The sequence below is a fragment of the Flavobacterium sp. P21 genome (assembly GCF_050632225.1).
In the GTDB taxonomy this organism is placed as follows: Bacteria; Bacteroidota; Bacteroidia; order Flavobacteriales; family Flavobacteriaceae; genus Flavobacterium.
In genome coordinates this window covers 4,646,700-4,671,827 of sequence record NZ_CP192585.1, presented here as the reverse complement: position 1 = coordinate 4,671,827, position 25,128 = coordinate 4,646,700, and the positions used below count along the sequence as shown (strand labels likewise).

The following is a 25,128-nucleotide window of genomic DNA, read 5'->3' as shown; positions in this document are numbered from 1 at the left end:
GTGGTACTTAAGTGTTTCGGATTGGTGTTTTTTTCATCGACTTTAATTATTTTTTTCTTTCTCAATTAGAAGACGGTATTTGGAAGTTAATTCTATCGTCTGGTTTATTTTTTATAATTACATCTCTCATTAGTTTTTATTTCTTTCTTGCAATAGAAGAAAGAATTTGGGTGAAAAGCTTTATAAAGAAAAAATTGACTTTATACAAGTATATGCTGGTAAGTAAGAGTGGACTGTATACTTTAGCAATATTATTGTTCCCAATAGCAATATTGTTAAAGTTAGATTATTATGATGAGATGGTCGTTAGTCTGCTGACGTTGTTTTTTTTGTTTAAGTCCGATAAGCAAATAAAAAAGAGCGATAAGATTATTTTTAGTTTACTCATTATTTCCTACTTAATAGGTTTCTTGTCAAATATTGAAAGTAAACTTATTAAACGGGTTGATTCAGTTTTTATTGATGCATTTGTAATTTATAAGCCATTGTTGGCTTTTCTTACAGTCCGATATCTTATAGATTATGATATGCATATACAGGTAATTAAGAAACTTCAAGTTTGGTCAAAGTTATTTATTGTAATAGGGTCAGTATTGGCTATTGTATCGCAAGTAATTGACATAGGAATGACTACGACCGAAGTACGTTATGGAATAAAAGCGGTTTATTTTTTATATGATACTCCTACTGTTTTTGGCTTATTAACAGTTATGGCAATAATTGTTCTTTCTTATTCTAATAAAACTGCTATCATTTATTATATACTTGGATTTGTTTCTTTGATACTAACAACTAAAGGAGTTTTTTACTCATTCATAATTTTTTCAATCGCTATTTTTTTATTTAATAGACGTAAAAAGATAAAGAAACGAAGTTTGATATTATTAGCATTATTGCTCGCTCTGGGTAGTATATTTCAAATTGAAACTTATTTTAAGGATTTGACATCTCCCAGAATGGTTTTTTTAGTTACAGTTTTAAGATTGCAAATGATTATTTTCCTTTGGGTTCAGGCTTTGCAACATATGGTAGTGAAGAAGCTAAACAGCATTATTCTGAATTGTATAAAAAATATGGTTTTGATTCATTCTGGGGCATGAGTGAAGACGAAAATCAATTTTTAAATGATAATTATTGGGCAATGATTATTGGTCAGCTGGGTTATATTGGGTTTGTCCTATTTATAATTATACTATATCTAATTTTCAATACGACAAATTCACATAAGTATCAAAATTCGAAAACACGATCATTTGTTATTGCGGCATTATTAATGATGTGTGTTACAACTATTGCGACTGGTATAGTGAAATCCTCCATGGGGGTCTGTCTTTTTTCTTTTTAGGGATCGTTATTAATAATGGAAGAAGAGTAAAATATATATTCAAAAATGAGTAAGTTTATAGAGAAAGTAAAGGATGTTAAGCTATTATTTTTTATTGGTGTTACAATTAAAAGTATTTATTATAATCATATTTTAAATTCATTAAAGTATTTTAGATGTGTTTTAGTTCGCAAAGGACTCTTTTCTAAAGGAAAGTATAATGAAATTGAAAAGTTTAAAAATATACACTCAGGTGAGCGTTGCTTTATTGTTGGAACGGCACCGAGTTTGACTATTAGCGATCTGGATTTATTAAAAAATGAGACCACTTTCAGCGTAAACTCTGTTATTAAGCTTTACGATAAAACAGATTGGCGCCCGACTTATTATGGAATTCAGGATCCTTTTGTTTATGAAAAGCTGGAAGACTATATCAGTACTACAAATATTCCAGTTGGTTTTGTTGGGGATTATATTTATAATAAATATTCTTCCGCAAAAAAGTTTACTCCATTTTTTTATATGAATGTGGTCATGTAAGCCACCCCGAAAGGATGAAGTTAAGATCAGGATTTTCTTCAGACGTTTCTGAGATTGTTTATGATGGATACTCAATAGTATACTCTTTAATTCAAATTGCAGTTTATATGGGATTTAAAGAGATTTATTTATTAGGAGTTGATTGTTCATATAGTGTTACTGGGAAACAACATATTGTAGATTCTGGTTTTACTGATAAACAGTCCGCCACCGTAGGTGAAAGAATGATTTTTGCACATTCTATTGCTAAAGATTATCTAAATAATTATCAAGTTGAAGTAAAAAATGTAACAAGGGGGGATGTTAGAAGTTTATCAACGTGCAACTTTAGAAGATATTCTTAAATAATTATAATATTTGGATGCCTTTAGAATCTGTATACAAAATTTGTTTAATATTGTCTTTTTGAAAATTATTACATTTAATACTGTTTTTTATGATTAATGGCTTACGAAAAACTTCAATCAAATTAAGCAACGCCATCGTTGTATTATTTTTATGCAGTTCTGTAGCTCTTTTTTTACTTTCATGTGATAAGGAGGAATCAAAATTTTCTCAGTCTGTGTCTACTAGCAAGCCAGTTTCTTTAGAAGGCGTTGATTTTAATTTATTAGAGACAACTCAAAAAAGTGATACCACTTATTCAGAGGGTGTGATTCTTCAAGATCAGAGTAAGAATGATTTATTTCAAAATCGGAAATGGCAGGGAACAGCTTCTATTGGCATGGACAGGTATAAAAATTTATTTGTCGGATGGATTTCTGGTGGCGATGGAGAGGGAAATGATAATTATATCACAGTATCCTTAAGTAAGGATAATGGTCAGACATGGACGCATGACAAATTAGTAGTATGTGTTAAACCAGCCGATAGTACACGATTAATGGATGTAAGCTTTTTTAACGATCGATTTAGTAATTTGTATATGGCATGGTCTAAAAAAGTGGAAAAAAAGGTGTTAAAGAGTGGTCAGTAGTTTGGTATTCAAAGCTCAAGTTAAATAATGATAATATTATTGAGTTTACCAAACCAAGACGCATTGCAGAAGGTTCTATGTTAAATAAGCCATGTTATTCAAACATAACTAAAAAACTATACTTTCCAATCGCTGTTTGGTTTTGGGGTGATGCATCTATTTATGAAGCACAATATGATTCTTTAAATAAGAGAAGTTTAGTAGGATTTAAGAAGGATGGTTATTTGCCAATACCAAAGGCAATTAAACAAATACATGAGCATATGATGGTAGAACTATCTGATAGTACCTTTTTGGCAATGGTACGAACAGCAGATGGTATTTATTATTCAAAAAGTAAAGATGTTATAAATTGGGATGAAGTTAAAAAGTTTACAGGAATAGGAGCTACAACTTCGTCACGATTTTTTTAAAGAAATTGCGATCAGGAAGACTTTTGTTAATTGCTAACAATAGCACTATCCGTCGAGACTTAAAGGCATTTCTTTCTGATGATGATGGCAAGACCTGGAAGTATTCTTTAAAGATAGATTCACGATATTGGGTTTCTTATCCTGATGCAGTAGAGGACGAAGATGGAGTATTAAAAGTTGTATACGATTTTGAAAGAAAACCAACAGGGACTATTTATTATTTGACCTTTAGTGAGAATGATATTTTAACTGGTAATGAAAAAAACATTAAAAAAGTTGTAGTAAACACTTTGTTGTAAATAGTTTAGATTTTCGGATTTTTTTAAATAATCAAGAATATTTATAGGAATTAGTAATTATTTATTTTTTATCAAAATAAGATAATTATTTACATACAGCATGATGTAAATAGACAGCGTATGATTATAATTAAATACAAATAAGAATAAAGAGTATATTTTATTGAAATTTCTTGATTTTCAGCTTCTAAAGTGAATCTATAGACTTTCAATACATTTAGTCAGACCAAAAATGTTATAATGAAAATACTTCAAATAAATAAATACCACTATATAAGGGGCGGTTCAGATAGTGTTTATTTTAATACTACAAATTTGTTAAGAGAACGCGGGCACGAAGTTATTCATTTTGCAATGGATTTTGTTGAAAATGAAACATCAAATGAAGCTAATTATTTTGCATTAAACAATGATTTTACAAAGCAAAATTTAATGCAAAAAATAATTGGGATTCCTTCCTTTTTTTATAATAAAAATGCAGAGAAAAGGTTGAAAGAGCTAATTGTAGCAAGTAAACCTGATTTAGCACATTTGCATATCTTTTATGGAAGCTTAACGTCTTCAATCCTGGAAGTATTGAAAGAATACAAGATTCCAATTGTGGTAACTGTACATGATTATAAGTTTGTTTGTTCTTCTTATTTATTCCTGAATAATAAAAATGAAATTTGTGAAAAATGTGAAGGTAAAAAACATTACCATGCAATTACAAATAAGTGTGTTAAAGGAAGCAGATTGTTTAGTGCTGTATTTGCGCTAGAAGCTTATTATCGTGATGCAGTTTATCCTATACATAAAATGTTTGACAGGTTAATATTTGTAAGTAAATTTTCTGCAAAAATTCATAATAAATATAAACAAGAATTTGAACCCATTACTTCCCATCTTTATAACTTTGATCCTTTCCTAGACGCTAAAGTTGCAAATAATAAGAAAGGAGATTATTTTTTATATTCGGGAAGATTGTCAAAAGAAAAAGGATTAAAGACATTAATACAGGCATTTTCTAGATTACCGAATATTAAATTAAAAATTGCTGGTACAGGTGAGGAAATGGAAGCATTGAGATCAATAGCTACTGATAATATTGAGTTTTTAGGTTTTTTAAAGGGAGAAGAATTACAAAATGTGATTTTAAATGCATCGTTTGTAGTAACTCCGTCTGAATGGTATGAAAATAATCCTATGGCTGTGATTGAGGCTTTAACCTTAGGAAAACCTGTAATCGGTGCAAATATTGGCGGAATACCAGAAATAGTGATAGAAAATACCTCTGGATTTCTTTTTTCTGCCGGTTCCGAGCACGAGTTGAGATCAACGGTTCTAAAAGCAGAGCAATTGAGTGAAAATGATTATTCCAAATTGTCAGCAACGTCAAGAAAATTTGCTGAGGAACATTTTTCACCAGCAAAACACTACGATGGCTTAATAAAAGTATATAATGACGTGCTTGAGAAGTAATATCGATAAAATACGAAGTACAAACGATAGAATAAGAGGATTGTAAGGATATTCGCCTAATAGTTGTTAAGAGGTATAAATGGTTTTATAATTTATTGTTGGATTGAAGGGGATTGATCTTACAGTATAAGACCATTTTTTGACTCACTACAACTATGATTTCTTGATAAAAAATATATAGTGATCTAATTATATGAATCAGATTAGCGGAATAATACTCAAAATTTATATGGAATAATTCATATAACAATTGGTAAAAAAGATTTTTTAAAGGACTATTGCGATTCAATAAACTATAAATTCCGCTTGAAGTATTAATCTTTATCAGATTTTCTTCCTTATTTTTTATGTTTAATTATATACGCTTAGTTATGAGATTTTTTCTTTTGCTAATATTTGTAATAAAGGGATATTCCCAAAAGATTTATTTTATTTCTCAATCTGGAAATGATTTAAATACGGGGACATCGGCTAAAATCCCATGGAAAACCCTTAAAGACTTTAAGCAAGGGAACACTTATTTATTCCATGCCAATGATACATTTTATATAAATATTCCTAAAATAAATATTGAAGACAGTTTACCAACAACAATATCTTCATATGGAAAAGGTGCTAAACCTTTGATATGTGGATATCGGATCATATCTCCAAATATGATTTTTCCAACTAATTTTCAAAATGTCTGGCAAGTAGATATAAATAACAATTTATTAGGAGGATTGAAATCCAATCAAAATGAAAATGTAGGATTTTTAATTATTAAGGGGAAAATTTATGGTAATAAGTGTAAAGCGTTAAATTTGCTAAAAAAAGAAGGCGATTTTTATGACGAGAATGGAGTATTATATATTTATGCATTATCAAAACCCAACAACAAAATATATTTTGCCTGCAGGGGAAATATCATAACTTTAAGTAATAACTTGACAATATCAGATTTAAGAGTAGAAGGGAGTGGTAGTCATGGTGTTCAAGGCGTAAATGTGAAGAATGTAAGAGTGAAGAATCTCGATATTAGTAATATTGGAGGTGCTTATCTTAAAGGATTTGGTAATGGGTTTATTAGATATGGTAATGGAATTGAATTTTGGGAAAGCGCTACTAATTGCTATGTTGAATATTGTTCTATTAAAAATGTTTATGATGCCGCATTTACTGCACAGGGAAGAAGTCCTTTAAAAGTGTTTTCTAATATTGTTTTTAGGCACAACAATATCTCTTACTGTGAACAAGCAATAGAGTTCTGGCAGGAGCATTCTCCTGATGGATTTAAAAATTGTTCTTTTTCCAACAATAAATCCATGTATGCTGGTTATGGATGGTCGCATGATGTAAGACCAGATACTAGTGCAGGGGTTCATGTATTAGTTTATTTTCCACTACTTGGTAGATCAGATGTTAAAATTAATGATAATACTTTTACAAATGGTCGAACAGCCTCTTTAAGATTACCGGTCGATTTTAATAAAAATAATTGTTTGTCTTTTGATAATAACTCTTATTATGGCAATAACGATAATTTTATTTATTATAATAACGGAGAGATTAAGAGTATAATTGACTTCAAGTCGACCGTTTCAAAAGAGTAATTCAAACTTAAGAATATATTGATGAAAATAGCAATTTTAGGAACAAGAGGTATTCCTAATCATTATGGAGGCTTTGAACAATGCGCTGAATATCTTGCATTAGGTCTGGTAAAAAGAGGTTTTGAGGTTGTCGTTTATAATTCACATAATCATCCTTATCAGGAAAAACAATGGAATGATGTTCAAATTGTACATTGTTACGATCCCGAACATAAACTAGGAACTGCAGGTCAGTTTATTTATGATTTGAATTGTATTTTGGATGTTAGAAAACAGAACTGTGATATCATTTTACAGTTAGGTTACACAAGTAGTTCAATATGGGGTTGGTTGATGCCCAAGAAATCTATTGTAACTACAAATATGGATGGGCTTGAATGGAAGAGAACAAAATATTCAGAAAAAGTTAAAAAATTCTTGCGTTATGCAGAGTCATTAGGGGTTAAGTATAGTAACTATCTTATTTCAGATTCTATTGGTATTCAAAATTATCTTAAAGAGACTTATAAAGCAGATTCTACTTATATAGCTTATGGCGCAACTCTTTTTGAAAAGAACAATCCAGAGGTCTTATTTGATTATAATTTACAACCTCAGAGTTATGATATGTTGATTGCCAGATTAGAACCTGAAAATAGTATAGAAATTATTTTAGATGGCGTTGCCAAAGCAAATCTTTCTCGTTCTTTTTTGGTAGTTGGTAATCACGAAACGGAATATGGTAATTATTTAAAAAATAAATTTTCTGTTTCTCCTCAAATTAAGTTCATAGGTGGAATTTACAATATACAAGTATTAAATAATTTGCGTTATTATTCTAATATTTATTTTCATGGTCATACTGTTGGAGGTACTAATCCTTCACTATTAGAAGCTATGGCATCAAATAGTTTGATTTGTGCTAACGACAATGATTTTAATCGATATATATTGGGTGAAGATGCCATCTATTTTAAAAATGGAGATGATGTAGCTAATCATTTGTTAAATGTGATATATGAAGAAAATCAATACCAAGTAATGTTGACTGAAAATAAAAGAAAAATAGCCGATGAATTTGAATGGGAACTTATTGTTGATCAATATGCAAATCATTTTAGAAATATTCTAAAAGTTAAAAAAAGCAAAGCATAAGTATGAAAATTTTGCAAGAACTCTCAGAATATCGTTTTTCCCGTTATTTTAAAGCGATATTTTTAATATGGGATGTGATATTATTGAATATCTCTATTGTATTATCTGCATTATTGCGATTTGGAACTCTAGATAAGCTTTTTTGAAAGAAGTGCAGACTATTTCTTTATTAGGAAATCTAGTTTGGATTGGACTTTTGTTATATAAAGATTCCTTTAGAATTGTTAGAATTGAACCTATTGAATCCATATTAAAAAGAACTATAAAGAAAGTAATTATCCATGTTTCTATAACCACTTTTTTTGTTGTTGTTTTGAAATATAGTGATATTTCAAGATTACGTTTAATTTACTTTTATTGTATATTCTTTGGATTGTTAATGGTTTCTAGGTTTTTATCAATGAAGCTTCTTAAATATATTAGAGCTAAAGGCTATAATTTTAGAAGTTTTATAATCATTGGTGCAAATGATACTGGTGAACGTATGCGAAAAATTTTAGCTAAAGATTTAACGTATGGTTATCGTTTTCTTGGTTTTTTTGATGAAAAAGTAGATCCTTTTGCGTTTATTTCACATCCTATATTAGGTGGGTTTAACCAAATAGAAGAGTTTATAATTAATGAAGAAGTAGATGAAATGTATGTAGCGTTGCACATTGACAATATTGAAGTTATAAACAAATTGGTAAAAATTTGTGAACATCATATGGTACGCATCAAGTTTATTCCAGATTTTCAGTTGTACACAAAATCAAATAAAGTCGAAATGACTTTTTATGAAAATACTCCAGTATTAATGTTTCGACGAGAGCCTCTAGAAGCGACTGTAAATAGAATTTTAAAGAAAGTATTTGATATTTGTTTTTCGTTATTCGTATTAGTTTTTATATTTCCATGGCTATTTCCTATAATAATGCTCATTATTAAAATTGAATCTCCAGGTCCGATTTTTTTCAAACAAGAACGATCTGGAAGAGATAATAGATCATTTACTTGTTTAAAATTTAGGAGTATGCGCCTTAATGGAGCCGCCGATAGCAAGCAGGCTGTAAAGGGAGATAGTCGCGTCACTAAATTTGGAGCCTTTATGAGGAAAACAAGTATCGATGAGTTACCTCAGTTTTTTAATGTTTTCTTCGGAGATATGTCGGTTGTTGGTCCAAGACCTCATATGGTTAATCATACTAAACAATACAGCGAGTTGATTAATAACTATTTAGTTCGCCAATATGCAAAGCCAGGTATAACTGGTTGGGCTCAGGTTAACGGTTTTCGTGGTGAAACGAAAGAACTTATTGATATGGAAAATAGAGTAGAATATGATATATGGTACATTGAAAATTGGAGCTTATTGCTAGATATCAAAATAATAATAAAAACGGTTATTAATGTATTTAAAGGCGAAGAAAATGCCTTTTAATATTTATTCAAATTTTGTATAAACTTTTCTGGATTTAAATTGGAGTTATAAGACACTTTAGAACTTAAGTTTTTTCTGTAAATAAAATATTTTAATCCTTATATTTGCCCCCGTAAATTGTAGACCTGATGAAATTGAACCCTTCTTTTTTTATTAAAGCTTGTAGCTTTTTATTGCTTTTATTTTTATGTTTTTCCTGTGGATCAAAAAAAGATATAGTATACTATCAGAACATTGATAATATGGTCGCACAGCAAAATGCAAATTCTTTCGAAATTAAACTACAACCAGATGATTTGTTGATGATTTTAGTTTCAGCCGATGATCCTGAAGTCGCAATTCCTTTTAATTTAAGAACTTATAGCACAACAAATAATAATAGGTTGGATATTACTAGAGGCCAAGAAACTGTTCAACTTTATTTAGTAGATCAAAGTGGCAATATTGAATTTCCTATTATTGGGAAATTACATGTAGGCGGGTTGACTCGTACAGAGGTGCTAAAATTGTTGCAAGATAAAATTGGTACGTATATTAAAAACCCCATTATAAACCTTCGTATAATGAATTTTAAAATTTCAGTACAAGGTGAGGTTAATTTGCCAGGTACTTATCCTATTGCGTCAGAGAGAGTCACTTTAATTGAAGCTTTAAGTATGGCGAAAGACTTGACGATTTATGGAAAAAGGGATAATGTTTTAGTTATTAGAGAAACTAATGGAGTGAAATCATATAATAGAGTTGATATTACTAAATCTGATTTTATTAATTCTCCATTTTATTATTTGGCTCAAAATGATGTGGTTTATGTTGAACCAAATCAGACTAAAATAAACGCGTCTGCAGTAGGTCCTAATACCTCAGTAATTATTTCGGCGATTTCTATTCTAGTGTCGTTGTCTGTCCTAATCTTTAAATAAAATTGAAATAGAAAATGCAAAAGCAAGGTTTTTATAATGATGTAATTGATGATGAAATCGAGGATGTTAATTTAAGAGAACAGTTAGATAAATATTTAATCCATTGGCGTTGGTTTTTAGTTAGTGTTGTTATTGGTCTATTTTTAGCCTTTATATATTTGCGTTATACGACGCCAAGTTATGAAGCTACAACTTCTATTTTAGTTAAAGACGAGAAAAAAGGAGGAATGCTTTCAGAATTGTCTGCTTTTGCTGATTTGGGGTTAGGTGGTAGCATGATAAACAATGTTGATAATGAAGTTGAGATTTTAAAATCGAGAACATTAGTAGAAAATACAATTAAGAAGTTAAATTTAGATGTATCGCTTTATGTTGAAGGGAAGGTAGTTGACCGTGATGTCTATGTTGATACACCAATTAGCGCGCATTTTACGAATAAGACTATCTTATTCGATAAAACAGAAGTTGTTTTAAATTGTAAATTTTTAAATTCAACTACGTTTTCATTAGAAAATGAGGAAGAAGAAACAGAAAAAGGAAATTTTATTCTGTCTACCAAAAATGAATTTAAATTTGGAGAAAAAATACCTACAGCAGTAGGTGTTTTGGTTGTTCAAAAAACAGCTTTTTATGCTAAAAATCATACCGGTAGATTTGAATCAATTCATATTGTCATCAATCCATTAGATGAATTGACTGAAAGCTTTAAGAAGAAACTAAAGGTAGAGCCTATTAGCAAAACTAGTAGTGTCGTTAACGTGTCAATTTCAGATCCTGTTGCTAAAAAAGCGGAAGATTTTTTAGATAACATGATTCAAATTTATAACGAAAATGCGACTGAAGACAAAAACTATATTTCAGAAAACACATCTAAGTTTATTGCAAGCAGATTAGCATTAATAGCTCAAGAATTAGATGGTGTAGAGCAAGATGTGGAAACATTTAAAAAGAGAAATAAACTTACAGATATTGAATCTGAAGCAAAACTTTTTATTGAAGGTTCGACAGAATACGATAAAAAAGGCGTTGAAACTGAAATCCAATTGAATGTGGTTTCTTCACTTTTGGATTTCATGAAAAAAGCACCAATTCAGATTTATTGCCTACTAACATGATTTCTGATAATGCTGATGCAAGTGGATTGATCTCTTCGTACAATCAGTTGGTTTTAGACCGCAACAGAATTTTGAAATCTGCTACTGAAGAAAATCCATCTGTAGTAAAGTTAGATCAGCAGATTACCTCTTTGAAGTCTAATGTGGCTTCCAGCTTAAGACGTATGCAGGCTAATTTGCAAATACAAAATCGTGATATTAAAAGTCAAGAAAGTCTTTTGAATAATAAAATTGGTAAAATTCCAGTTCAAGAACGTCAATTCAGAGTAATTGCAAGACAGCAAAAAGTTAAGGAGGAATTGTATTTATATTTACTTCAAAAACGTGAAGAAACGGCAATTTCACTATCTGCAACAGAACCTAATGCTCGTGTGATTGATGCCGCAAAAGCAGAGAAAGATCCAATCAGCCCAAAGAAAAAAATCATTTATTTAGCTGGAATGTTACTAGGACTTGTGGTTCCATTTGGGGTAATTTATGGAAATGATCTTTTAGATACAAAAATTAAAAGTAAATTGGATCTTGAAGGAAAAACACAGATCCCATTTATTGGAGATGTGCCAACTTCAGATGATATTGCTGAATTAATCAAATCAGAAAGTAGAACAAGTTCTGCTGAAGCTATTCGTATTGTAAGGACTAACTTGGAGTTCATGCTTACAAAAGTTCCAGACGGAATTGCGAAAACTATTTTTGTAACTTCTACTTTCCCTTCTGAAGGAAAAACGTTTATATCTGTAAACTTGGTCGCAACTTTTGCTTTGTCTGGAAGAAGAGTTTTGTTGATAGGTTCGGATATTAGAAATCCGAAATTTGGTGAATATATAAATGTACCGGGTGTTGGTTTAACTAATTATTTGTCTTCAACAGATAAAGATGTTAGAGACTATATCATTAAACATGAAGGTTATAAAAATTTCTTTATTCTGCCTTCAGGTGTGATTCCGCCAAATCCAGCTGAGTTGTTGATGAGCAATAAAGTAGATCAGCTTTTCGAAGAACTTAAAAAAGAATACGATTACATTATTGTAGATACGGCTCCAGTAAGTTTGGTTACTGATACATTATTAATAGCTAAAAATGCTGACACATTTGTATATGTAATGCGTGCAAATGTTCTTGAAAAACGTATGCTGAATATTGCCAATACATTCTATAAAGAGAAGAAATTACCTAATATGTGCATCGTACTTAATGATACCGACTCTACAAAAGGCTATGGTTATGGTTATGGCTATGGTGTTAGAGTTGAGAAAAAACCTTGGTACAAAAGAATAATCTCTAAAAAATAAAAAGAGATTTTCATAACATAAAAAAACGGCTCAATTAATTGAGCCGTTTTTTTATGCAATATTTTTAATTTAATTAAAACTTGAAAAATTGATTATTTGCAATAATGTCTTTTAAAGCCTTGATATTATTATTGTCAATTTTAAGCTTTTGATTGAAAGAGGCAATATGATTATTATGGTGGACATCTGTTCCAACAAAATCATACATTCCTTTTTAAGAAGCTCGTCTGCTACTTTGGTGATTTCAGCACCATAATATCCAACTGTCGCCAACAAATTAAGCTGAAATAGACATCCTGCTTTTTTTAATTTATCATATTCATTAAAATTTTTATGATAGAATAAATAGCGCTCAGGGTGTGCTAAAACCGGAATATAACCTGCAACTTGAAGATCAAAAAGAATCTTGTATAATTGAACTGGTGCATTCATGTACGACATTTCAACTAAAACATAATTGTCTTTCAATGTCAAAAGTTTTTCGTTTTGAAAATGACTTTCAAACCAATCATCCATGAAATATTCTGCGGCAGCTTTGAAAGGTGTTTTAATATTTTCAGCTTCTAACAAAATTTGAGTTTCTTGCTGTTTGGCAATAATTTCTTCGGGCGAATTATTCCAAATGTAATGGCTAATATGCGGTGTAGCAATAAATTGAACAACACCCATTTCTTGAAAAGACTTTGCAAGTTTGCTAGTGTCTGCTATTGTTTTGGCACCATCATCAATTCCTGGTAATAGATGTGAATGAATATCAACATAATTTCCAGCTAGAAGGTCCTTTAAATACGGTTTTGATTTTAAGAATGATAACATGCCGCAAAAGTAAGTAAACTACCTTATATTTTACATCATAAAAGATAAACTTTTTAGTACAGATGAATTTTGAGTGGTAATCTAATTTTTCTATCTCAACTATTAGTTTATATTTGTTTCTGATAATAATTTAATGATTTATGATAATTAAAGAGAATTTATATAACCAAAGAATTGTTTCTATAGATGCTTTGCGAGGAATTACGATTTTTGTAATGATTTTTGTAAATGAGTTGGCAAGCATAAAAGATGTACCGCAATGGATGAAACATATGCCAGCTGATGCAGATGCAATGACTTTTGTAGATGTTGTTTTTCCGGCTTTTTTGTTCATTGTGGGAATGTCGATACCATTTGCTTTTAACGCTAGGTTGATAAAAGGAGATAGCCCCAAAACGATTTGGACGCATACTTTGAAAAGAGCATTGGCTTTGATTATCATTGGTGTTTATATGGTTAATGCCGAATATGGTTTTGATGCTTCAAAAATGCTTATTTCTCCTGCCTTTTGGGGACTTTTGGCTTACGCAATGCCAATTCCAATTTGGAATAAATACTCTAAAGATTTTCCGGTTTGGCTGAAAAATATACTTCAGTATGGTGGAATGCTGGTCCTGATAGCTCTTTATTTTCTTTATATTCAAGATACTGGCGAGAGGGGAATGACTCCAAAATGGTGGGGAATTCTTGGCTTGATTGGTTGGGCATATCTTTTTACTGTTGTTTATTATTGGCTAGTTTGCGGTAGATTGTTTGCTATGATCACTTTTCTAGTTTTATGCGTTATTTGTAATTCAATCAATTTGACAGAAGGATCTGCTTTGCATCAACTGCCTTGGTTTAACTTTATTGCAGGGCATTTGACGCATGCTTCCTTAGTAACTGCCGGAGTAATAATTTCTCTTTTATTTTTTGATCGAAAAACACCAATCAAAATTAATTGGCCTGTAATTGGTTTTGCCATTTTGTTTTTTACCGTTGCATGTTTGTTGAGGCCTTATTATGGAATTTCAAAAATTAAAGGAACACCATCTTGGACTATGTTTTCGGCGACTATTTGCACGGTTTTGTTTTATTTCCTGTATTGGTTTATGGAAGTTAAAAAACAGACTAAATGGAGCGAGTTTTTTATGCCTGCGGTAACAAATCCGTTACTGATTTATATTTTGCCGGGAGTTATTTATTACTTCTGTAAAGTTTTTAATTTTCATATTATTCCAGGGTATTTTCGAGTTGGAGTTCCTGGCATTGTTTGGTCGTTAATTTTTTCGACCATTATGTTATTTGTAATGAAAATTTGCAACAAATATAAAATTCAACTGCATTTGTGAAAAAAGTTTCAGGTTTCAAGTTTCAGGTTTTTAACCTGAAACTTGAAACCTGAAACCTGAAACAAATTTCATCGAATTCTTTTAAATGCAATTGAACCTGTTCGGTTTTTATTGTCTTTAAAAGTGCCTTCAAGTTTGTTTCCGTCTTCAGACAAAACTAAAGTGTGAGTTCCTGCTGTAGCCCAGCCTTCAATAGGCAAAGTCACATTTACGTTGTATGTAATTGAATTTCCTATTCTTTTTCCTGTGCCACTTTCTACAAATTTTTGGCCTTTCCATTCTAAATAATGAGTGAAAATAATTTTTTCGTTTTGTTCCGATATAATGGCAACAGCATTCTGGACTCCAGAATTAATATCTTCCCAAACTCCATTAATATCCATTTTTGGAACAGATTTTTGTTGGCTGTAGCCAAGATTAAAGAAAAGTACAGCAATAAAAAATAAAAGTCTTGTTTTCATATTTTAATTTTGAATTAGAACGGATTTGATTTCTAAAGAGGCGCCAGGTACTGGATTATAATTCACAAAATTGAACTTGCAAAGATTGTGGATATTCAAAAGTTTTCCGTTGGCAAGGCCATCTTGTCTAAAGCTTTCCCACGGAATTTTAACAGTCATAAATTTTTTAGGAGAAGCGGATAAATCAACTCTTGGGTGAGAACCACCATGCACACAACCTGTTCCGTTTTCATTTCCTTCTCGGGCTTGAAGTTTTATCAAATGAGAAGATTTATAGGTAATACTGACAAATTTTGAATCTTCTGATAAATTTGTAGGTTTTCCGTCGTTTGAATCAGAAGGTGTAATCATCACATTCAATTCAATTTCTCCCTGCGGATTTTCATTTGCAGTAACTTTTACAATGCCATTTTCTAGCCTGACCTTATTTATTGTTTCTTGACTTTCAACTACAGGTCCGGCAATGTACCAAGTAGAATTTTTGACAAGATCTAAAGCTAATTTTTGTTTGTTTTCTTTTGATGAAAAACCAAAGAGAAAGCAACAAGATATAATTAGTAAAAGAAATAACGGAATCGAGGCTTGTTTTTGATCTTTCATAGAAATAAATTATTTCAGGATAAAATTAAAAATATCATTTTTTATGATAATTAGCTCTTTTCTTGATTTTTATTATTTTCTAAAATCAACTTCTGTTCCGAATAAAATTTTAAATTTGTAAGAAGTTGTTTCTGAAAGCCTTATACGATGAAAAATACGAAATGTCTGATTGTCTTGTTTTTCTTTTTTTAATGCCGTTTTGTTATTCGCAAACTGATTCAATTACGAATAATAAAAGAGATATTCTGGATGTTTTGTATAAACTTTTTCATAAAAACGATTCTGTGAGAACTGGGTTGGACAAAAAGATTGCTTTCTCGTTATTGCCTGTGCCTATTAATGCTGATAAAAGTGGTGGATTAGTGATTTCGTTTTTAACATCTTTTTATTTGGGAGATGAAAAAACGACCAATATGTCGCAAATTTCATTTTCGCCTTATTTCAGTTTTACGAATCAATATGTTTTTCCCATTCAATCTTATATTTATACAAGAGATAACCATTGGAATTTTATCGGAGATTACCGATTTATGATTTATCCGCAAGACACTTATGGTTTGGGCGGAAATAATACAGATGATAAAATGTCGACTCTCGATTATCAGCAATGGCGTTTTTATCAATTTGCAACACGAAAGATAGTTGGGAATTACAGGGCGGGTCTTGGTTTGTTGTACGACAATTACCAGAATATTTCTGAAGAATCTTATATTGATGGCGAGACGGATTATTACAAATATATGAACGGCGATTTTTCTAACGAAACTTCTTTTGGAGTTGCGCTTCAAGGGCTTTACGATTCTCGTGAAAACAATGTAAATCCCGAACAAGGCTTGTATGTTGAGGCCGATTACAGAATAAATACAAGTGGCGTTGAAGGAAAAAAATGGAATTCAATTTATATAGACGCAAGAAAATATCATTCTTTTAGTAAAGTAAGGCACAAGGTTTTGGCTTACAGGGCTTTTTATTGGTCAACTTTTGGAGGAAAACCTCATTATTTAGATCTTCCCAGCATTGGTTGGGATCGTGAAGGGAAAACGGGTAGAGGTTTTACCCGAAATAGATTTCGAAGCAATGCCCTTTTGTATTTTGAAGGTGAATACAGAATGGATATTTCAAGAAATGGATTTTGGGGAGCTGTTTTTTTACTAATATTTCTTCGGTTTCAAAGTTTGAAACTTATGATTTCGCAAAATGGAATCCTGCTGTTGGGACAGGATTGCGCATTAAATGGAACAAAAAAAACAACAGTAATTTAGTATTGGATTACGGAATTAGTAAAAACGATTGGTCATTGCGACTAGGTTTGTCTGAAAATTTCTAACTTCCCCAAAAATAAATTTCCTGTTTTTTATGCGGCTTTCGGTTATTATTTTAAATTACAATGTGCGTTATTTTCTGGAACAGTGCATTTTGAGTGTTCAAGAAGCTGTTTCTGCAATGGATGCTGAAATCATTGTAGTCGATAATAATTCTTCTGATGATTCTTGTTTGATGATGCAAGAGCGATTTCCGTCGGTAAAACTCATTCAAAACAAAGAGAATTTTGGTTTTCCAAAAGGCAATAATATTGGAGTGCAAGAAGCGCAAGGAAAGTATGTATGTATTTTAAATCCTGATACTGTTGTTGCCGAAGATACTTTTGCTAAAATTTTGGCTTTCGCCGAAGAACAAAAGGACTTAGGAATAATTGGATGCAAATTAATTGACGGTAAAGGGATTTTTTTGCCCGAAAGCAAACGCGGAATTCCGACACCTTGGGTTGCTTTTACAAAAGTTTTAGGCTTGTATAAATTCTTCCCGAAATGGAAAATCTTTAATCAATATTATGCCCAGCATATAAATGAAAATGAAAACGGGAAAGTTGAAATTCTTGTTGGTGCATTTATGCTAATGACACGAGAACTTTATAACGATTTGAATGGTTTTGATGAAAATTGTTTTATGTATGCTGATGATATTGATTTATCGTACCGAGTATTGCAAAAACAAAAGATAAATTATTATTTTTCTGAAACGACAGTTTTGCATTACAAAGGTGAAAGCACTATAAAAGATGAGAAATACATGAAACGCTTTCAAGAAGCAATGAACTTTTTTATAATAAGCATTTCAAGAAATCATTGTTTTTCAGTTCGTTTATTCAAATCGGAATTTGGTTTTTTTCTTTTATAAAAATGTTTCAAGGAAAACCAAAGCAAAAACCGCATGACCTGAAAAGTATATTTTTTACTCCTCAAATAGTATTTTGTCTGAAAAATTACCCTCCATTCTAAAAAATAAAGTTCAGTTTTTGGATTTCAAAAAAGAAAAAATGGTAAATTCGTCCCACGTTTTTAAGGGTAAAAGAGTTGAGATTATTTTAGATAATCAGTACGTTTCATTCAAAAAATGTATCAAAATCATAGAAACTCTTAAAGATAAGAAGGTTACTTTTAAGATTTTCCCCAAAAAAGCAAATTTTATTATTGGAAGCAATTCGCGAAATGACAGAGGGCAAATTGTAAAAATTGAGTAAAAAATTATATTAAATGTAATTTATATTTAAAAAATTCGGTAATTTCGCAATCTGTAAATCAAAATCACCCTTGAGGTTAACAATATGGCAAGATTTGAATTAAAACTTCCAAAAATGGGAGAAAGTGTCGCTGAAGCAACTATTACAAACTGGTTGAAAGAAGTTGGAGACAGAATTGAAGCTGATGAAGCTGTACTGGAAATTGCAACTGACAAAGTTGACAGCGAAGTGCCAAGCGAGGTATCAGGAGTTTTAGTTGAACAGTTATTTGGTAAAGATGATTTAGTTCAGGTAGGGCAGACTATTGCAATTATTGAAACAGAAGGTGATGCTCCAGCTGAAGCAAAAGCTGAAGAAACAGTAATCCCGGCGCTTACCGCAGAAATTGAAAAAACAATTGAAACAGTAAAAGAAGCAGTAAGCACTCCGCAGGATTTTGCTTCATCGGATAAATTCTTTTCTCCATTGGTTAAAAATATTGCCAAAGAAGAAGGGGTTTCTATTGCTGAACTTGATAGTATTCAAGGTTCAGGAAAAGATGGGCGCGTAACTAAAGAAGATATTTTAAAATATATTGAAGATCGCAAATCTGGAATAACAGCGCCTGTTGCAACAACAGAACCTGTGAAAGTAATAGCTGAACCTGCAAAAGTTGCTGAGCCAGTAAAAGCAGTAGAACCTGTTGCTCAAAAAAGTCATCAAGCCGTTCCGGTTTCTGTAAATGGAGGTGATGAAATCATCGAAATGGACAGAATGCGTAAACTGATTTCAGGATACATGGTGGCTTCTGTGCAGACTTCGGCTCACGTTCAATCATTTATTGAAGTCGATGTAACAAACATTGTAAAATGGAGAGATAAAGTTAAAACAGCTTTCGAGAAAAGAGAAGGCGAAAAACTTACTTTTACTCCTATTATGATGGAAGCGGTTGCGAAAGCTTTGAAAGATTTTCCAGGTATGAATATTTCTGTTGATGGCGAATATATCATCAAAAAGAAAAATATAAACTTAGGAATGGCGTGACTTTGCCAAACGGAAATTTAATTGTTCCTGTAATTAAAAATGCAGATCAATTGAATCTTGTTGGAATGGCAAAAGCAGTTAATGATTTAGGAAACCGTGCAAAAGCTGGAAAATTAAAACCAGACGATACACAAGGCGGAACTTATACAGTTACAAACGTAGGAACTTTTGGAAGTGTTTTTGGAACGCCAATTATTAATCAGCCGCAAGTTGGAATTCTGGCTCTTGGAGCAATTCGTAAAGTGCCGGCGGTTATTGAAACTCCTGAAGGTGATTTTATCGGAATTCGCCAAAAGATGTTCTTGTCGCACTCTTATGATCATAGAGTTGTAGATGGAGCTCTAGGCGGTAGCTTCGTAAAAAGAGTAGCTGAATATTTAGAGGCTTTTGATGTAGATCGCGATTTTTAGTCGATTCAATAAATAAATTTAGAACCCGGAAAATCAATTCGTTTTCCGGGTTTTTTATTAACAAGAAAATTAGAAATTAAAGTTTTAAGACCATCATATGGGGCTCTTTTTTAAAGTTAAAATCTAATAAATAGCCTTTTTTTAGGCAAAAAAAATAGAAATAGGGGCGGAAAATTCGGCTTTAAAATTTACATTTGTAATCTTATAAAAATTAAAATGGAATTAAAACTCAACAAACCAATTTGCTTTTTTGATCTTGAAACAACAGGAATAGATATCGGTAAAGATCGAATCGTAGAAATTTCAATATTCAAAGTTTTCCCAAACGGAAATAAGGAAAGTAAAACATGGTTGGTGAATCCTACAATTCCAATTCCTCCTCAAACAACCGCTGTGCATGGCATTACTGATGAAAAAGTAGCAAATGAACCTACTTTTGCAGAGCTTGCGCCTCATATTTATAATATGATAAAAGATAGCGATTTGGGAGGTTTTAACTCAGATCGTTTTGATATTCCGTTGCTTGCTGAAGAGTTGCTTCGCGCGGGAGTAGATTTTGATATGAAAAACAAAGTTTCTGTAGATGTCCAGACTATTTTTCATAAAATGGAAGAGCGTACTCTGAGTGTCGCCTTGAAATTTTATTGTGGAAAAACATTGGATAATGCGCACTCGGCAGAAGCAGATACAATGGCAACTTACGAAATTTTAAAAGCGCAATTAGATCGTTATCCTGAATTGGAAAATGACATGAAAGCTTTGTCTGAATTTACTACACGTAAAAAAATTGCTGATTTTGCAGGGATGATTGCTTTTGATAAAGATGATGAAGAAATTTTTACTTTCGGAAAACATAAAGGGGCCAAAGTTGAAAAAATTCTCGAAACTGAACCTGGCTATTTCAGCTGGATTCAAAACGCAGATTTTCCTTTATACACCAAAAAGGTTTTAACTGGAATTAAATTAAGAAAATTAAATACGAAATAAGGTTCTAAGATGCTAAGATTCTAAGGCGGTAAGTTCTTAGTATCTTAGCATCTCAGCTTCTTAGCAACTTAAAAGAAATGAAGATTATTTGCATCGGTAGAAATTATACCAATCATATTGAGGAATTAAAAAATGAACGCCCAGACGAACCGGTTATTTTTATGAAACCAGATTCGGCGGTTTTGTTGAAGCAACATCCTTTTGTAATTCCAGAATTTTCTGAGGAGATTCATCACGAAATTGAGATAATTGTTAAAATCAATAAAGTAGGAAAGTATATCGAGCCTAAATTTGCCAATAAGTATTATGACGAAATTAGTGTAGGTATCGATTTTACTGCCAGAGATTTACAAGATAAACTAAAAGCAAAAGGGTTGCCTTGGGAAAAAGCAAAAGCATTTGACGGTTCTGCTGTCATTGGAGATTTTTTGCCAAAAAGTGATTTCGTTTCTATGGAAAATCTTACTTTTGAATTGAAAAACAATTCTAATACAGTTCAGAAAGGCAATACAAGTTTGATGCTTTGGAAAATTGACGAACTTGTTGCTTATGTTTCACAATTTTTCACATTAAAAATTGGAGACATAATTTTTACAGGAACGCCTGCGGGTGTTGCGCCTGTAAAACCAAATGATGTTTTAGAGGGCTTTTTAGAAGATAAAAAATTATTCAGAATACAAGTAAAATAATGGCTTTAAAGTACAACCTTTCGAAAGTATATGCGCTTTCAGACAATGATCCGGAATTTGTAAACGAAATTCTTAAATTATTTGTTACTGAAGTTCCTGAAGATTTAAAGCAAATCAAGGAAGGAATCAAGAAAAAGGATCATAAATATGCTTATTCATATGCGCACAAAATAAAGCCTACGCTGGATTTGATGGGCTTGAATGTCGCTTTTGAAGAAATTCTTCAGGTTGAAGCATGGACAAAGGCTGAAGGCAAGAAAAAAGATATTATTGAGACTTTTAAAAGTATCAGAGTACAAGTAAAAGAAGCAATAAAAGAAATCAAAAAAGATTTTGATTTGTAGTAGTATAACCAAACCTTGCTTTGTTTTTTAGGAATAAAAAGATAGAGCAAGGTTTGTATTTTTCACCGATTTAAAATACTTCGTAAAATAAGTGGCATCTTGAAATGATATAAAAATAAAAGAAGCCAATTCTGCCCCTCCCATAAATCAAAACTTCCACAGCCTACTTTCCTTTAATAATAGCTTACAGATTATTTAAGCAAAAAATAAAATTTGCATGAAAGCAACCATTATAACTATTGGAGACGAAATTTTAATAGGACAGATTGTCGATACAAATTCTGGATTTATTGCAAAAGCATTAGACCGTATTGGGGTTGAGGTTACAGAAATGATCTCAATAAGTGATGATAAAAAACAGATTTTAGATACGTTTGCACAACTTCAGAATAAAGTTGATATCGTAATTGTGACTGGAGGTTTAGGCCCAACAAAAGATGATGTCACTAAAAAAACATTCTGTGAATATTTTGATGATGAACTTGTTGTAAATCCTGAAGTTCTGGCGCATGTGACACAATTGATTGAAGGTTTTTACAAAAGACCTATTTCGCAATTGAATAAAGATCAGGCGTTGGTTCCGTCGACTTGCACGGTTTTGCATAATAAAGTGGGAACTGCACCGGGAATGTGGATGAAGAAGGAAAATACTGTTTTTGTTTCGCTTCCAGGAGTTCCGTATGAGATGAAATATTTGGTGGAAGAAGAAATAATTCCAAAAATAGTTCGCGAATACAAACGTCCATACATTATTCATAAAACCATTTTGACTTACGGTCAAGGCGAAAGTTTAGTTGCAGAGCGTATTGAAAACTGGGAAAATAATCTCCCAGAGTTTATCAAATTGGCTTATTTGCCAAATCCTGGACGTGTTCGCCTGCGTCTGACTGCTCGAGGAACTGATAAAGAAGAATTAGAAAAAGCGATTGAAGACAATGTTCGGTCTTTAGATGCTATAATTCATGATATAATAGTAGGTTACGAAGAAAATGAAACAATCGAAACCGTAATTGCAAAGTTTTTGACGAAGCAAAATAAAACGATTTCAACGGCGGAAAGTTGTACCGGAGGAAGAATTGCATCACTTTTATCCTCTGTGCAAGGTGCTTCAAAATATTTTAAAGGAAGTGTTGTTTCGTATGCGACAGAAGCGAAAGTCAATATTCTTGGGGTTTCGCAGAATTTGATTGATGAATATTCTGTAGTTAGTGCCGAGGTTGCGACAGCTATGGCTTTGAGTGTAAAAGAGATGCTTAAGACAGATTATGCGATTGCAACGACAGGCAACGCCGGGCCGTCAAAAGGCGACTCAGATGCTGAGATCGGCACTGTTTTTATAGCTTTGGCAACGCCAAATGAAGTAATTGTAGAAGAATTTAACTTCGGACAACCGCGTGAAAAAGTGATAGATAGAGCGAGTATTAAGAGTTTGGAAATATTACAGAAAGAAATTTTAAAAATTGTGCAATAATTTTTTGCTACAATGGTTTATTTTTCTTTTCTTTGCACCCTGATTTTGAATAACGATAAAAGATAAGTATAATGTCAAGAGTTTGTGACCTTACAGGTAAAAGAGCGATGGTAGGAAATAACGTTTCTCACGCTATGAACAAAACTAAGAGAAAGTTTTCTGTAAACTTAGTTAAAAAGCGTTTTTATCTTCCAGAAGAAGATAGATGGATTACTCTTAGAGTAGCGACATCTACGATAAAAACAATTAATAAAAATGGAATCACTGCAGTTTTGAAAAAAGCGCAGTCAGAAGGATTTATCAAATAATCTTTTCCTAAATAAATATATAGCAAGATGGCAAAGAAAGGTAATAGAATCCAAGTAATTTTAGAATGTACTGAGCACAAGACTTCTGGTGTTCCAGGAACTTCTAGATATATTACAACTAAGAACAAAAAAATACTCCAGACAGATTAGAGATTAAAAAATTTAATCCAATCTTGAAAAGAGTAACTGTTCACAAAGAAATTAAGTAATAATTAGAGATTTTTATAAATCTCAAATGGTTTGGCCATTCGAGTTTTATGAAAAGTTCAATAACATTTGAATCATGGCAAAGAAAACCGTAGCATCGTTACAAACATCTTCTAAGAGATTATCAAAAGCCATCAAAATGGTGAAATCTCCTAAAACTGGTGCATATACATTCGTAGAATCTATTATGGCTCCTGAAGAAGTTGATGAATTCTTGAAAAAGAAATAATTACAATTACATTATATAGAAAAGCTACTTTCTTTCGGGAAGTAGCTTTTTTATTACCTATATTTGTCTAAAATTTAAAGAATCGCAACAATTGCTCTTTTTTTGAAAAACAATTACGCTTTCTTTAATGAAATTGGGTTTCTTGCCTGAAAATCGAGAAATCTAGTAAAACTAAATAAACTACAAAAAATGAGTTTTTTTAAAAAATTATTCTCTACCGAAAAAAAGAGACTTTAGACAAAGGTCTTGAAAAAACAAAAACTACTTTTTTCTCGAAGTTAAGCAAGGCCGTTGCTGGAAAATCTAAAGTCGATGATGACGTTTTAGATAATCTGGAAGAAGTTCTTGTAGCTTCAGATGTTGGCGTAAACACTACTTTGAAAATCATAGAAAGAATTGAAAAACGTGTTGCGGAAGATAAATATCTTGGAACTGACGAATTAAATCAGATTCTTCGTGATGAAATAGGAGCTTTATTGTCTGAAACGAATACAGGCGAAGCGACCGAATTTGAAGTTCCTGCAACTAAAAAACCTTACGTTTTAATGGTTGTTGGGGTAAATGGTGTTGGAAAAACAACGACAATTGGGAAATTAGCTTATCAATTCAAAAAAGCGGGACATAAAGTGGTTTTAGGTGTCGCCGATACTTTCCGTGCGGCGGCGATCGATCAGTTGCAGGTGTGGGCAGATAGAGTTCAAGTGCCAATTGTAAGACAACAAATGGGGAGCGATCCAGCTTCTGTCGCTTTTGATACCTTGCAATCTGCAGTTGCTCAAGATGCTGATGTTGTGATTATTGATACTGCTGGACGTTTGCATAACAAAATTAACTTGATGAACGAGCTTACAAAAGTAAAACGTGTAATGCAAAAAGTAGTTGCTGATGCTCCTCATGATGTGCTTTTGGTTTTAGACGGTTCAACAGGGCAAAATGCTTTTGAACAGGCAAAACAGTTTACTGCGACAACAGAAGTAACATCATTAGCCGTTACTAAATTGGACGGAACTGCGAAAGGTGGCGTTGTGATTGGTATTTCAGATCAGTTTAAAATTCCGGTAAAGTATATTGGTGTTGGCGAAGGAATTGAAGATTTGCAAGTCTTTAATAAATATGAATTCGTAGACAGTTTCTTTAAATAATATATAATGAAAAATATATCAGCTCTAACTTTTTATTTTGCGAGCATAATATCTTTTGTTCTGGCAAATGTTTTAAAGGATAAGAATCTCTCCGTATATTACA

Annotated in this window: 23 protein-coding genes and 5 pseudogenes; 25 read left to right on the top strand and 3 right to left on the bottom strand. The window is 31.8% G+C overall.

Features of this window, described 5'->3' with window-relative positions:
* The first annotated feature begins 170 nt into the window (after positions 1-170).
* The 13 genes from ACQ9BO_RS23415 to ACQ9BO_RS23355 all read left to right on the top strand — a co-directional run bounded on the left by ACQ9BO_RS23415 (position 171) and on the right by ACQ9BO_RS23355 (position 12,486).
* Positions 171-1,100 carry a hypothetical protein gene (locus ACQ9BO_RS23415; RefSeq protein ID WP_431242697.1) on the top strand — a complete coding sequence of 310 codons (930 nt, stop codon included), beginning with the start codon at positions 171-173 and terminating at the stop codon, positions 1,098-1,100.
* 290 nt (positions 1,101-1,390) lie between these two features.
* Entirely contained in the window at positions 1,391-1,864 is a 474-nt protein-coding gene (locus ACQ9BO_RS23410; RefSeq protein ID WP_431242696.1) for a hypothetical protein, read from the top strand.
* A 14-nt stretch (positions 1,865-1,878) separates the two neighbouring features.
* Positions 1,879-2,208 carry a hypothetical protein gene (locus ACQ9BO_RS23405; RefSeq protein ID WP_431242695.1) on the top strand — a complete coding sequence of 110 codons (330 nt, stop codon included), beginning with the start codon at positions 1,879-1,881 and terminating at the stop codon, positions 2,206-2,208.
* A gap of 92 nt (positions 2,209-2,300) precedes the next feature.
* Entirely contained in the window at positions 2,301-2,840 is a 540-nt protein-coding gene (locus ACQ9BO_RS23400) for a sialidase family protein (protein WP_431242694.1), read from the top strand.
* A gap of 77 nt (positions 2,841-2,917) precedes the next feature.
* Entirely contained in the window at positions 2,918-3,253 is a 336-nt protein-coding gene (locus tag ACQ9BO_RS23395; RefSeq protein WP_431242693.1) for a hypothetical protein, read from the top strand.
* Between the two features lie 5 nt (positions 3,254-3,258).
* Positions 3,259-3,552: an exo-alpha-sialidase gene (locus ACQ9BO_RS23390; RefSeq protein WP_431242692.1), complete on the top strand. Its 294-nt coding sequence runs from the start codon at positions 3,259-3,261 to the stop codon at positions 3,550-3,552.
* 240 nt (positions 3,553-3,792) lie between these two features.
* Entirely contained in the window at positions 3,793-5,013 is a 1,221-nt protein-coding gene (locus ACQ9BO_RS23385; RefSeq protein ID WP_431242691.1) for a glycosyltransferase family 4 protein, read from the top strand.
* A gap of 371 nt (positions 5,014-5,384) precedes the next feature.
* Positions 5,385-6,605 (top strand): right-handed parallel beta-helix repeat-containing protein, encoded by a 1,221-nt coding sequence (locus ACQ9BO_RS23380; protein ID WP_431242690.1) that lies wholly within the window; start codon positions 5,385-5,387, stop codon positions 6,603-6,605.
* Between the two features lie 21 nt (positions 6,606-6,626).
* Positions 6,627-7,739 (top strand): DUF1972 domain-containing protein, encoded by a 1,113-nt coding sequence (locus ACQ9BO_RS23375; RefSeq protein WP_431242689.1) that lies wholly within the window; start codon positions 6,627-6,629, stop codon positions 7,737-7,739.
* 151 nt (positions 7,740-7,890) lie between these two features.
* Entirely contained in the window at positions 7,891-9,159 is a 1,269-nt protein-coding gene (locus ACQ9BO_RS23370; protein WP_431245196.1) for an undecaprenyl-phosphate glucose phosphotransferase, read from the top strand.
* 242 nt (positions 9,160-9,401) lie between these two features.
* A complete protein-coding gene (locus tag ACQ9BO_RS23365) occupies positions 9,402-10,079 on the top strand; it encodes a polysaccharide biosynthesis/export family protein (RefSeq protein WP_431242688.1) in 678 nt (225 codons plus the stop codon).
* A 14-nt stretch (positions 10,080-10,093) separates the two neighbouring features.
* Positions 10,094-11,194 (top strand): GumC family protein, encoded by a 1,101-nt coding sequence (locus ACQ9BO_RS23360; protein ID WP_431242687.1) that lies wholly within the window; start codon positions 10,094-10,096, stop codon positions 11,192-11,194.
* Entirely contained in the window at positions 11,179-12,486 is a 1,308-nt protein-coding gene (locus ACQ9BO_RS23355; RefSeq protein WP_431242686.1) for a tyrosine-protein kinase family protein, read from the top strand. Before ACQ9BO_RS23360 ends, ACQ9BO_RS23355 begins: the two co-directional genes overlap by 16 nt.
* A 73-nt stretch (positions 12,487-12,559) precedes the next feature.
* Here the strand turns inward: ACQ9BO_RS23355 and ACQ9BO_RS23350 are convergent.
* A pseudogene (locus ACQ9BO_RS23350) lies at positions 12,560-13,302 on the bottom strand (tyrosine-protein phosphatase).
* Between the two features lie 140 nt (positions 13,303-13,442).
* Here ACQ9BO_RS23350 and ACQ9BO_RS23345 point away from each other — a divergent pair.
* Positions 13,443-14,633 carry a DUF5009 domain-containing protein gene (locus ACQ9BO_RS23345; RefSeq protein WP_431242685.1) on the top strand — a complete coding sequence of 397 codons (1,191 nt, stop codon included), beginning with the start codon at positions 13,443-13,445 and terminating at the stop codon, positions 14,631-14,633.
* Positions 14,634-14,701: 68 nt separating this feature from the next.
* Here ACQ9BO_RS23345 and ACQ9BO_RS23340 read toward each other — a convergent pair whose 3' ends face one another.
* Both ACQ9BO_RS23340 and ACQ9BO_RS23335 read right to left on the bottom strand, forming a co-directional pair.
* Positions 14,702-15,094 carry a hypothetical protein gene (locus ACQ9BO_RS23340; protein WP_431242684.1) on the bottom strand — a complete coding sequence of 131 codons (393 nt, stop codon included), beginning with the start codon at positions 15,092-15,094 and terminating at the stop codon, positions 14,702-14,704.
* A 3-nt stretch (positions 15,095-15,097) separates the two neighbouring features.
* Positions 15,098-15,694 (bottom strand): hypothetical protein, encoded by a 597-nt coding sequence (locus tag ACQ9BO_RS23335; protein WP_431242683.1) that lies wholly within the window; start codon positions 15,692-15,694, stop codon positions 15,098-15,100.
* Positions 15,695-15,819: 125 nt separating this feature from the next.
* Here ACQ9BO_RS23335 and ACQ9BO_RS23330 point away from each other — a divergent pair, with 125 nt between their 5' ends.
* The 11 genes and pseudogenes from ACQ9BO_RS23330 (at position 15,820) to ftsY (ending at position 25,025) form a co-directional block, all read left to right on the top strand.
* Complete coding sequence (locus ACQ9BO_RS23330) at positions 15,820-16,956, top strand: hypothetical protein (protein WP_431242682.1); 1,137 nt, start codon at positions 15,820-15,822, stop codon at positions 16,954-16,956.
* Positions 16,957-17,050: 94 nt separating this feature from the next.
* A pseudogene (locus tag ACQ9BO_RS23325) lies at positions 17,051-18,215 on the top strand (glycosyltransferase family 2 protein).
* An 84-nt stretch (positions 18,216-18,299) separates the two neighbouring features.
* Positions 18,300-19,648, top strand: a pseudogene (locus ACQ9BO_RS23320) (dihydrolipoamide acetyltransferase family protein).
* Positions 19,649-19,864: 216 nt separating this feature from the next.
* Positions 19,865-20,635 (top strand): exonuclease domain-containing protein, encoded by a 771-nt coding sequence (locus ACQ9BO_RS23315; RefSeq protein ID WP_431242681.1) that lies wholly within the window; start codon positions 19,865-19,867, stop codon positions 20,633-20,635.
* Between the two features lie 77 nt (positions 20,636-20,712).
* The gene (locus tag ACQ9BO_RS23310; RefSeq protein ID WP_431242680.1) at positions 20,713-21,324 is read left to right on the top strand and encodes a fumarylacetoacetate hydrolase family protein; all 612 of its coding nucleotides are present in this window, start codon (positions 20,713-20,715) and stop codon (positions 21,322-21,324) included.
* The gene (locus tag ACQ9BO_RS23305) at positions 21,324-21,668 is read left to right on the top strand and encodes an Hpt domain-containing protein (protein WP_026728026.1); all 345 of its coding nucleotides are present in this window, start codon (positions 21,324-21,326) and stop codon (positions 21,666-21,668) included. The genes ACQ9BO_RS23310 and ACQ9BO_RS23305 overlap by 1 nt, the downstream gene beginning before the upstream one ends.
* 217 nt (positions 21,669-21,885) lie before the next feature.
* The gene (locus ACQ9BO_RS23300) at positions 21,886-23,139 is read left to right on the top strand and encodes a CinA family nicotinamide mononucleotide deamidase-related protein (protein WP_431242679.1); all 1,254 of its coding nucleotides are present in this window, start codon (positions 21,886-21,888) and stop codon (positions 23,137-23,139) included.
* A 71-nt stretch (positions 23,140-23,210) separates the two neighbouring features.
* Entirely contained in the window at positions 23,211-23,447 is a 237-nt protein-coding gene (gene rpmB, locus ACQ9BO_RS23295; protein ID WP_431242678.1) for a 50S ribosomal protein L28, read from the top strand.
* Between the two features lie 27 nt (positions 23,448-23,474).
* Positions 23,475-23,656 (top strand): annotated as a pseudogene (gene rpmG, locus ACQ9BO_RS23290) (50S ribosomal protein L33).
* Between the two features lie 74 nt (positions 23,657-23,730).
* Entirely contained in the window at positions 23,731-23,883 is a 153-nt protein-coding gene (locus ACQ9BO_RS23285; protein WP_008468081.1) for a DUF4295 domain-containing protein, read from the top strand.
* Between the two features lie 189 nt (positions 23,884-24,072).
* Positions 24,073-25,025 (top strand): annotated as a pseudogene (gene ftsY / locus ACQ9BO_RS23280) (signal recognition particle-docking protein FtsY).
* Positions 25,026-25,128: the final 103 nt, after the last annotated feature.

Coding starts and splice junctions, on each gene's coding strand:
- ACQ9BO_RS23410 (WP_431242696.1), top strand. CDS start 1,391: ATGAGTAAGTTTATAGAGAAAGTAAAGGATGTTAAGCTATTATTTTTT.
- ACQ9BO_RS23405 (WP_431242695.1), top strand. CDS start 1,879: ATGAAGTTAAGATCAGGATTTTCTTCAGACGTTTCTGAGATTGTTTAT.
- ACQ9BO_RS23400 (WP_431242694.1), top strand. CDS start 2,301: ATGATTAATGGCTTACGAAAAACTTCAATCAAATTAAGCAACGCCATC.
- ACQ9BO_RS23395 (WP_431242693.1), top strand. CDS start 2,918: ATGTTAAATAAGCCATGTTATTCAAACATAACTAAAAAACTATACTTT.
- ACQ9BO_RS23385 (WP_431242691.1), top strand. CDS start 3,793: ATGAAAATACTTCAAATAAATAAATACCACTATATAAGGGGCGGTTCA.
- ACQ9BO_RS23380 (WP_431242690.1), top strand. CDS start 5,385: ATGAGATTTTTTCTTTTGCTAATATTTGTAATAAAGGGATATTCCCAA.
- ACQ9BO_RS23375 (WP_431242689.1), top strand. CDS start 6,627: ATGAAAATAGCAATTTTAGGAACAAGAGGTATTCCTAATCATTATGGA.
- ACQ9BO_RS23365 (WP_431242688.1), top strand. CDS start 9,402: ATGGTCGCACAGCAAAATGCAAATTCTTTCGAAATTAAACTACAACCA.
- ACQ9BO_RS23360 (WP_431242687.1), top strand. CDS start 10,094: ATGCAAAAGCAAGGTTTTTATAATGATGTAATTGATGATGAAATCGAG.
- ACQ9BO_RS23345 (WP_431242685.1), top strand. CDS start 13,443: ATGATAATTAAAGAGAATTTATATAACCAAAGAATTGTTTCTATAGAT.
- ACQ9BO_RS23340 (WP_431242684.1), bottom strand. CDS start 15,094: ATGAAAACAAGACTTTTATTTTTTATTGCTGTACTTTTCTTTAATCTT.
- ACQ9BO_RS23335 (WP_431242683.1), bottom strand. CDS start 15,694: ATGAAAGATCAAAAACAAGCCTCGATTCCGTTATTTCTTTTACTAATT.
- ACQ9BO_RS23315 (WP_431242681.1), top strand. CDS start 19,865: ATGGAATTAAAACTCAACAAACCAATTTGCTTTTTTGATCTTGAAACA.
- ACQ9BO_RS23310 (WP_431242680.1), top strand. CDS start 20,713: ATGAAGATTATTTGCATCGGTAGAAATTATACCAATCATATTGAGGAA.
- ACQ9BO_RS23305 (WP_026728026.1), top strand. CDS start 21,324: ATGGCTTTAAAGTACAACCTTTCGAAAGTATATGCGCTTTCAGACAAT.
- ACQ9BO_RS23300 (WP_431242679.1), top strand. CDS start 21,886: ATGAAAGCAACCATTATAACTATTGGAGACGAAATTTTAATAGGACAG.
- rpmB (WP_431242678.1), top strand. CDS start 23,211: ATGTCAAGAGTTTGTGACCTTACAGGTAAAAGAGCGATGGTAGGAAAT.
- ACQ9BO_RS23285 (WP_008468081.1), top strand. CDS start 23,731: ATGGCAAAGAAAACCGTAGCATCGTTACAAACATCTTCTAAGAGATTA.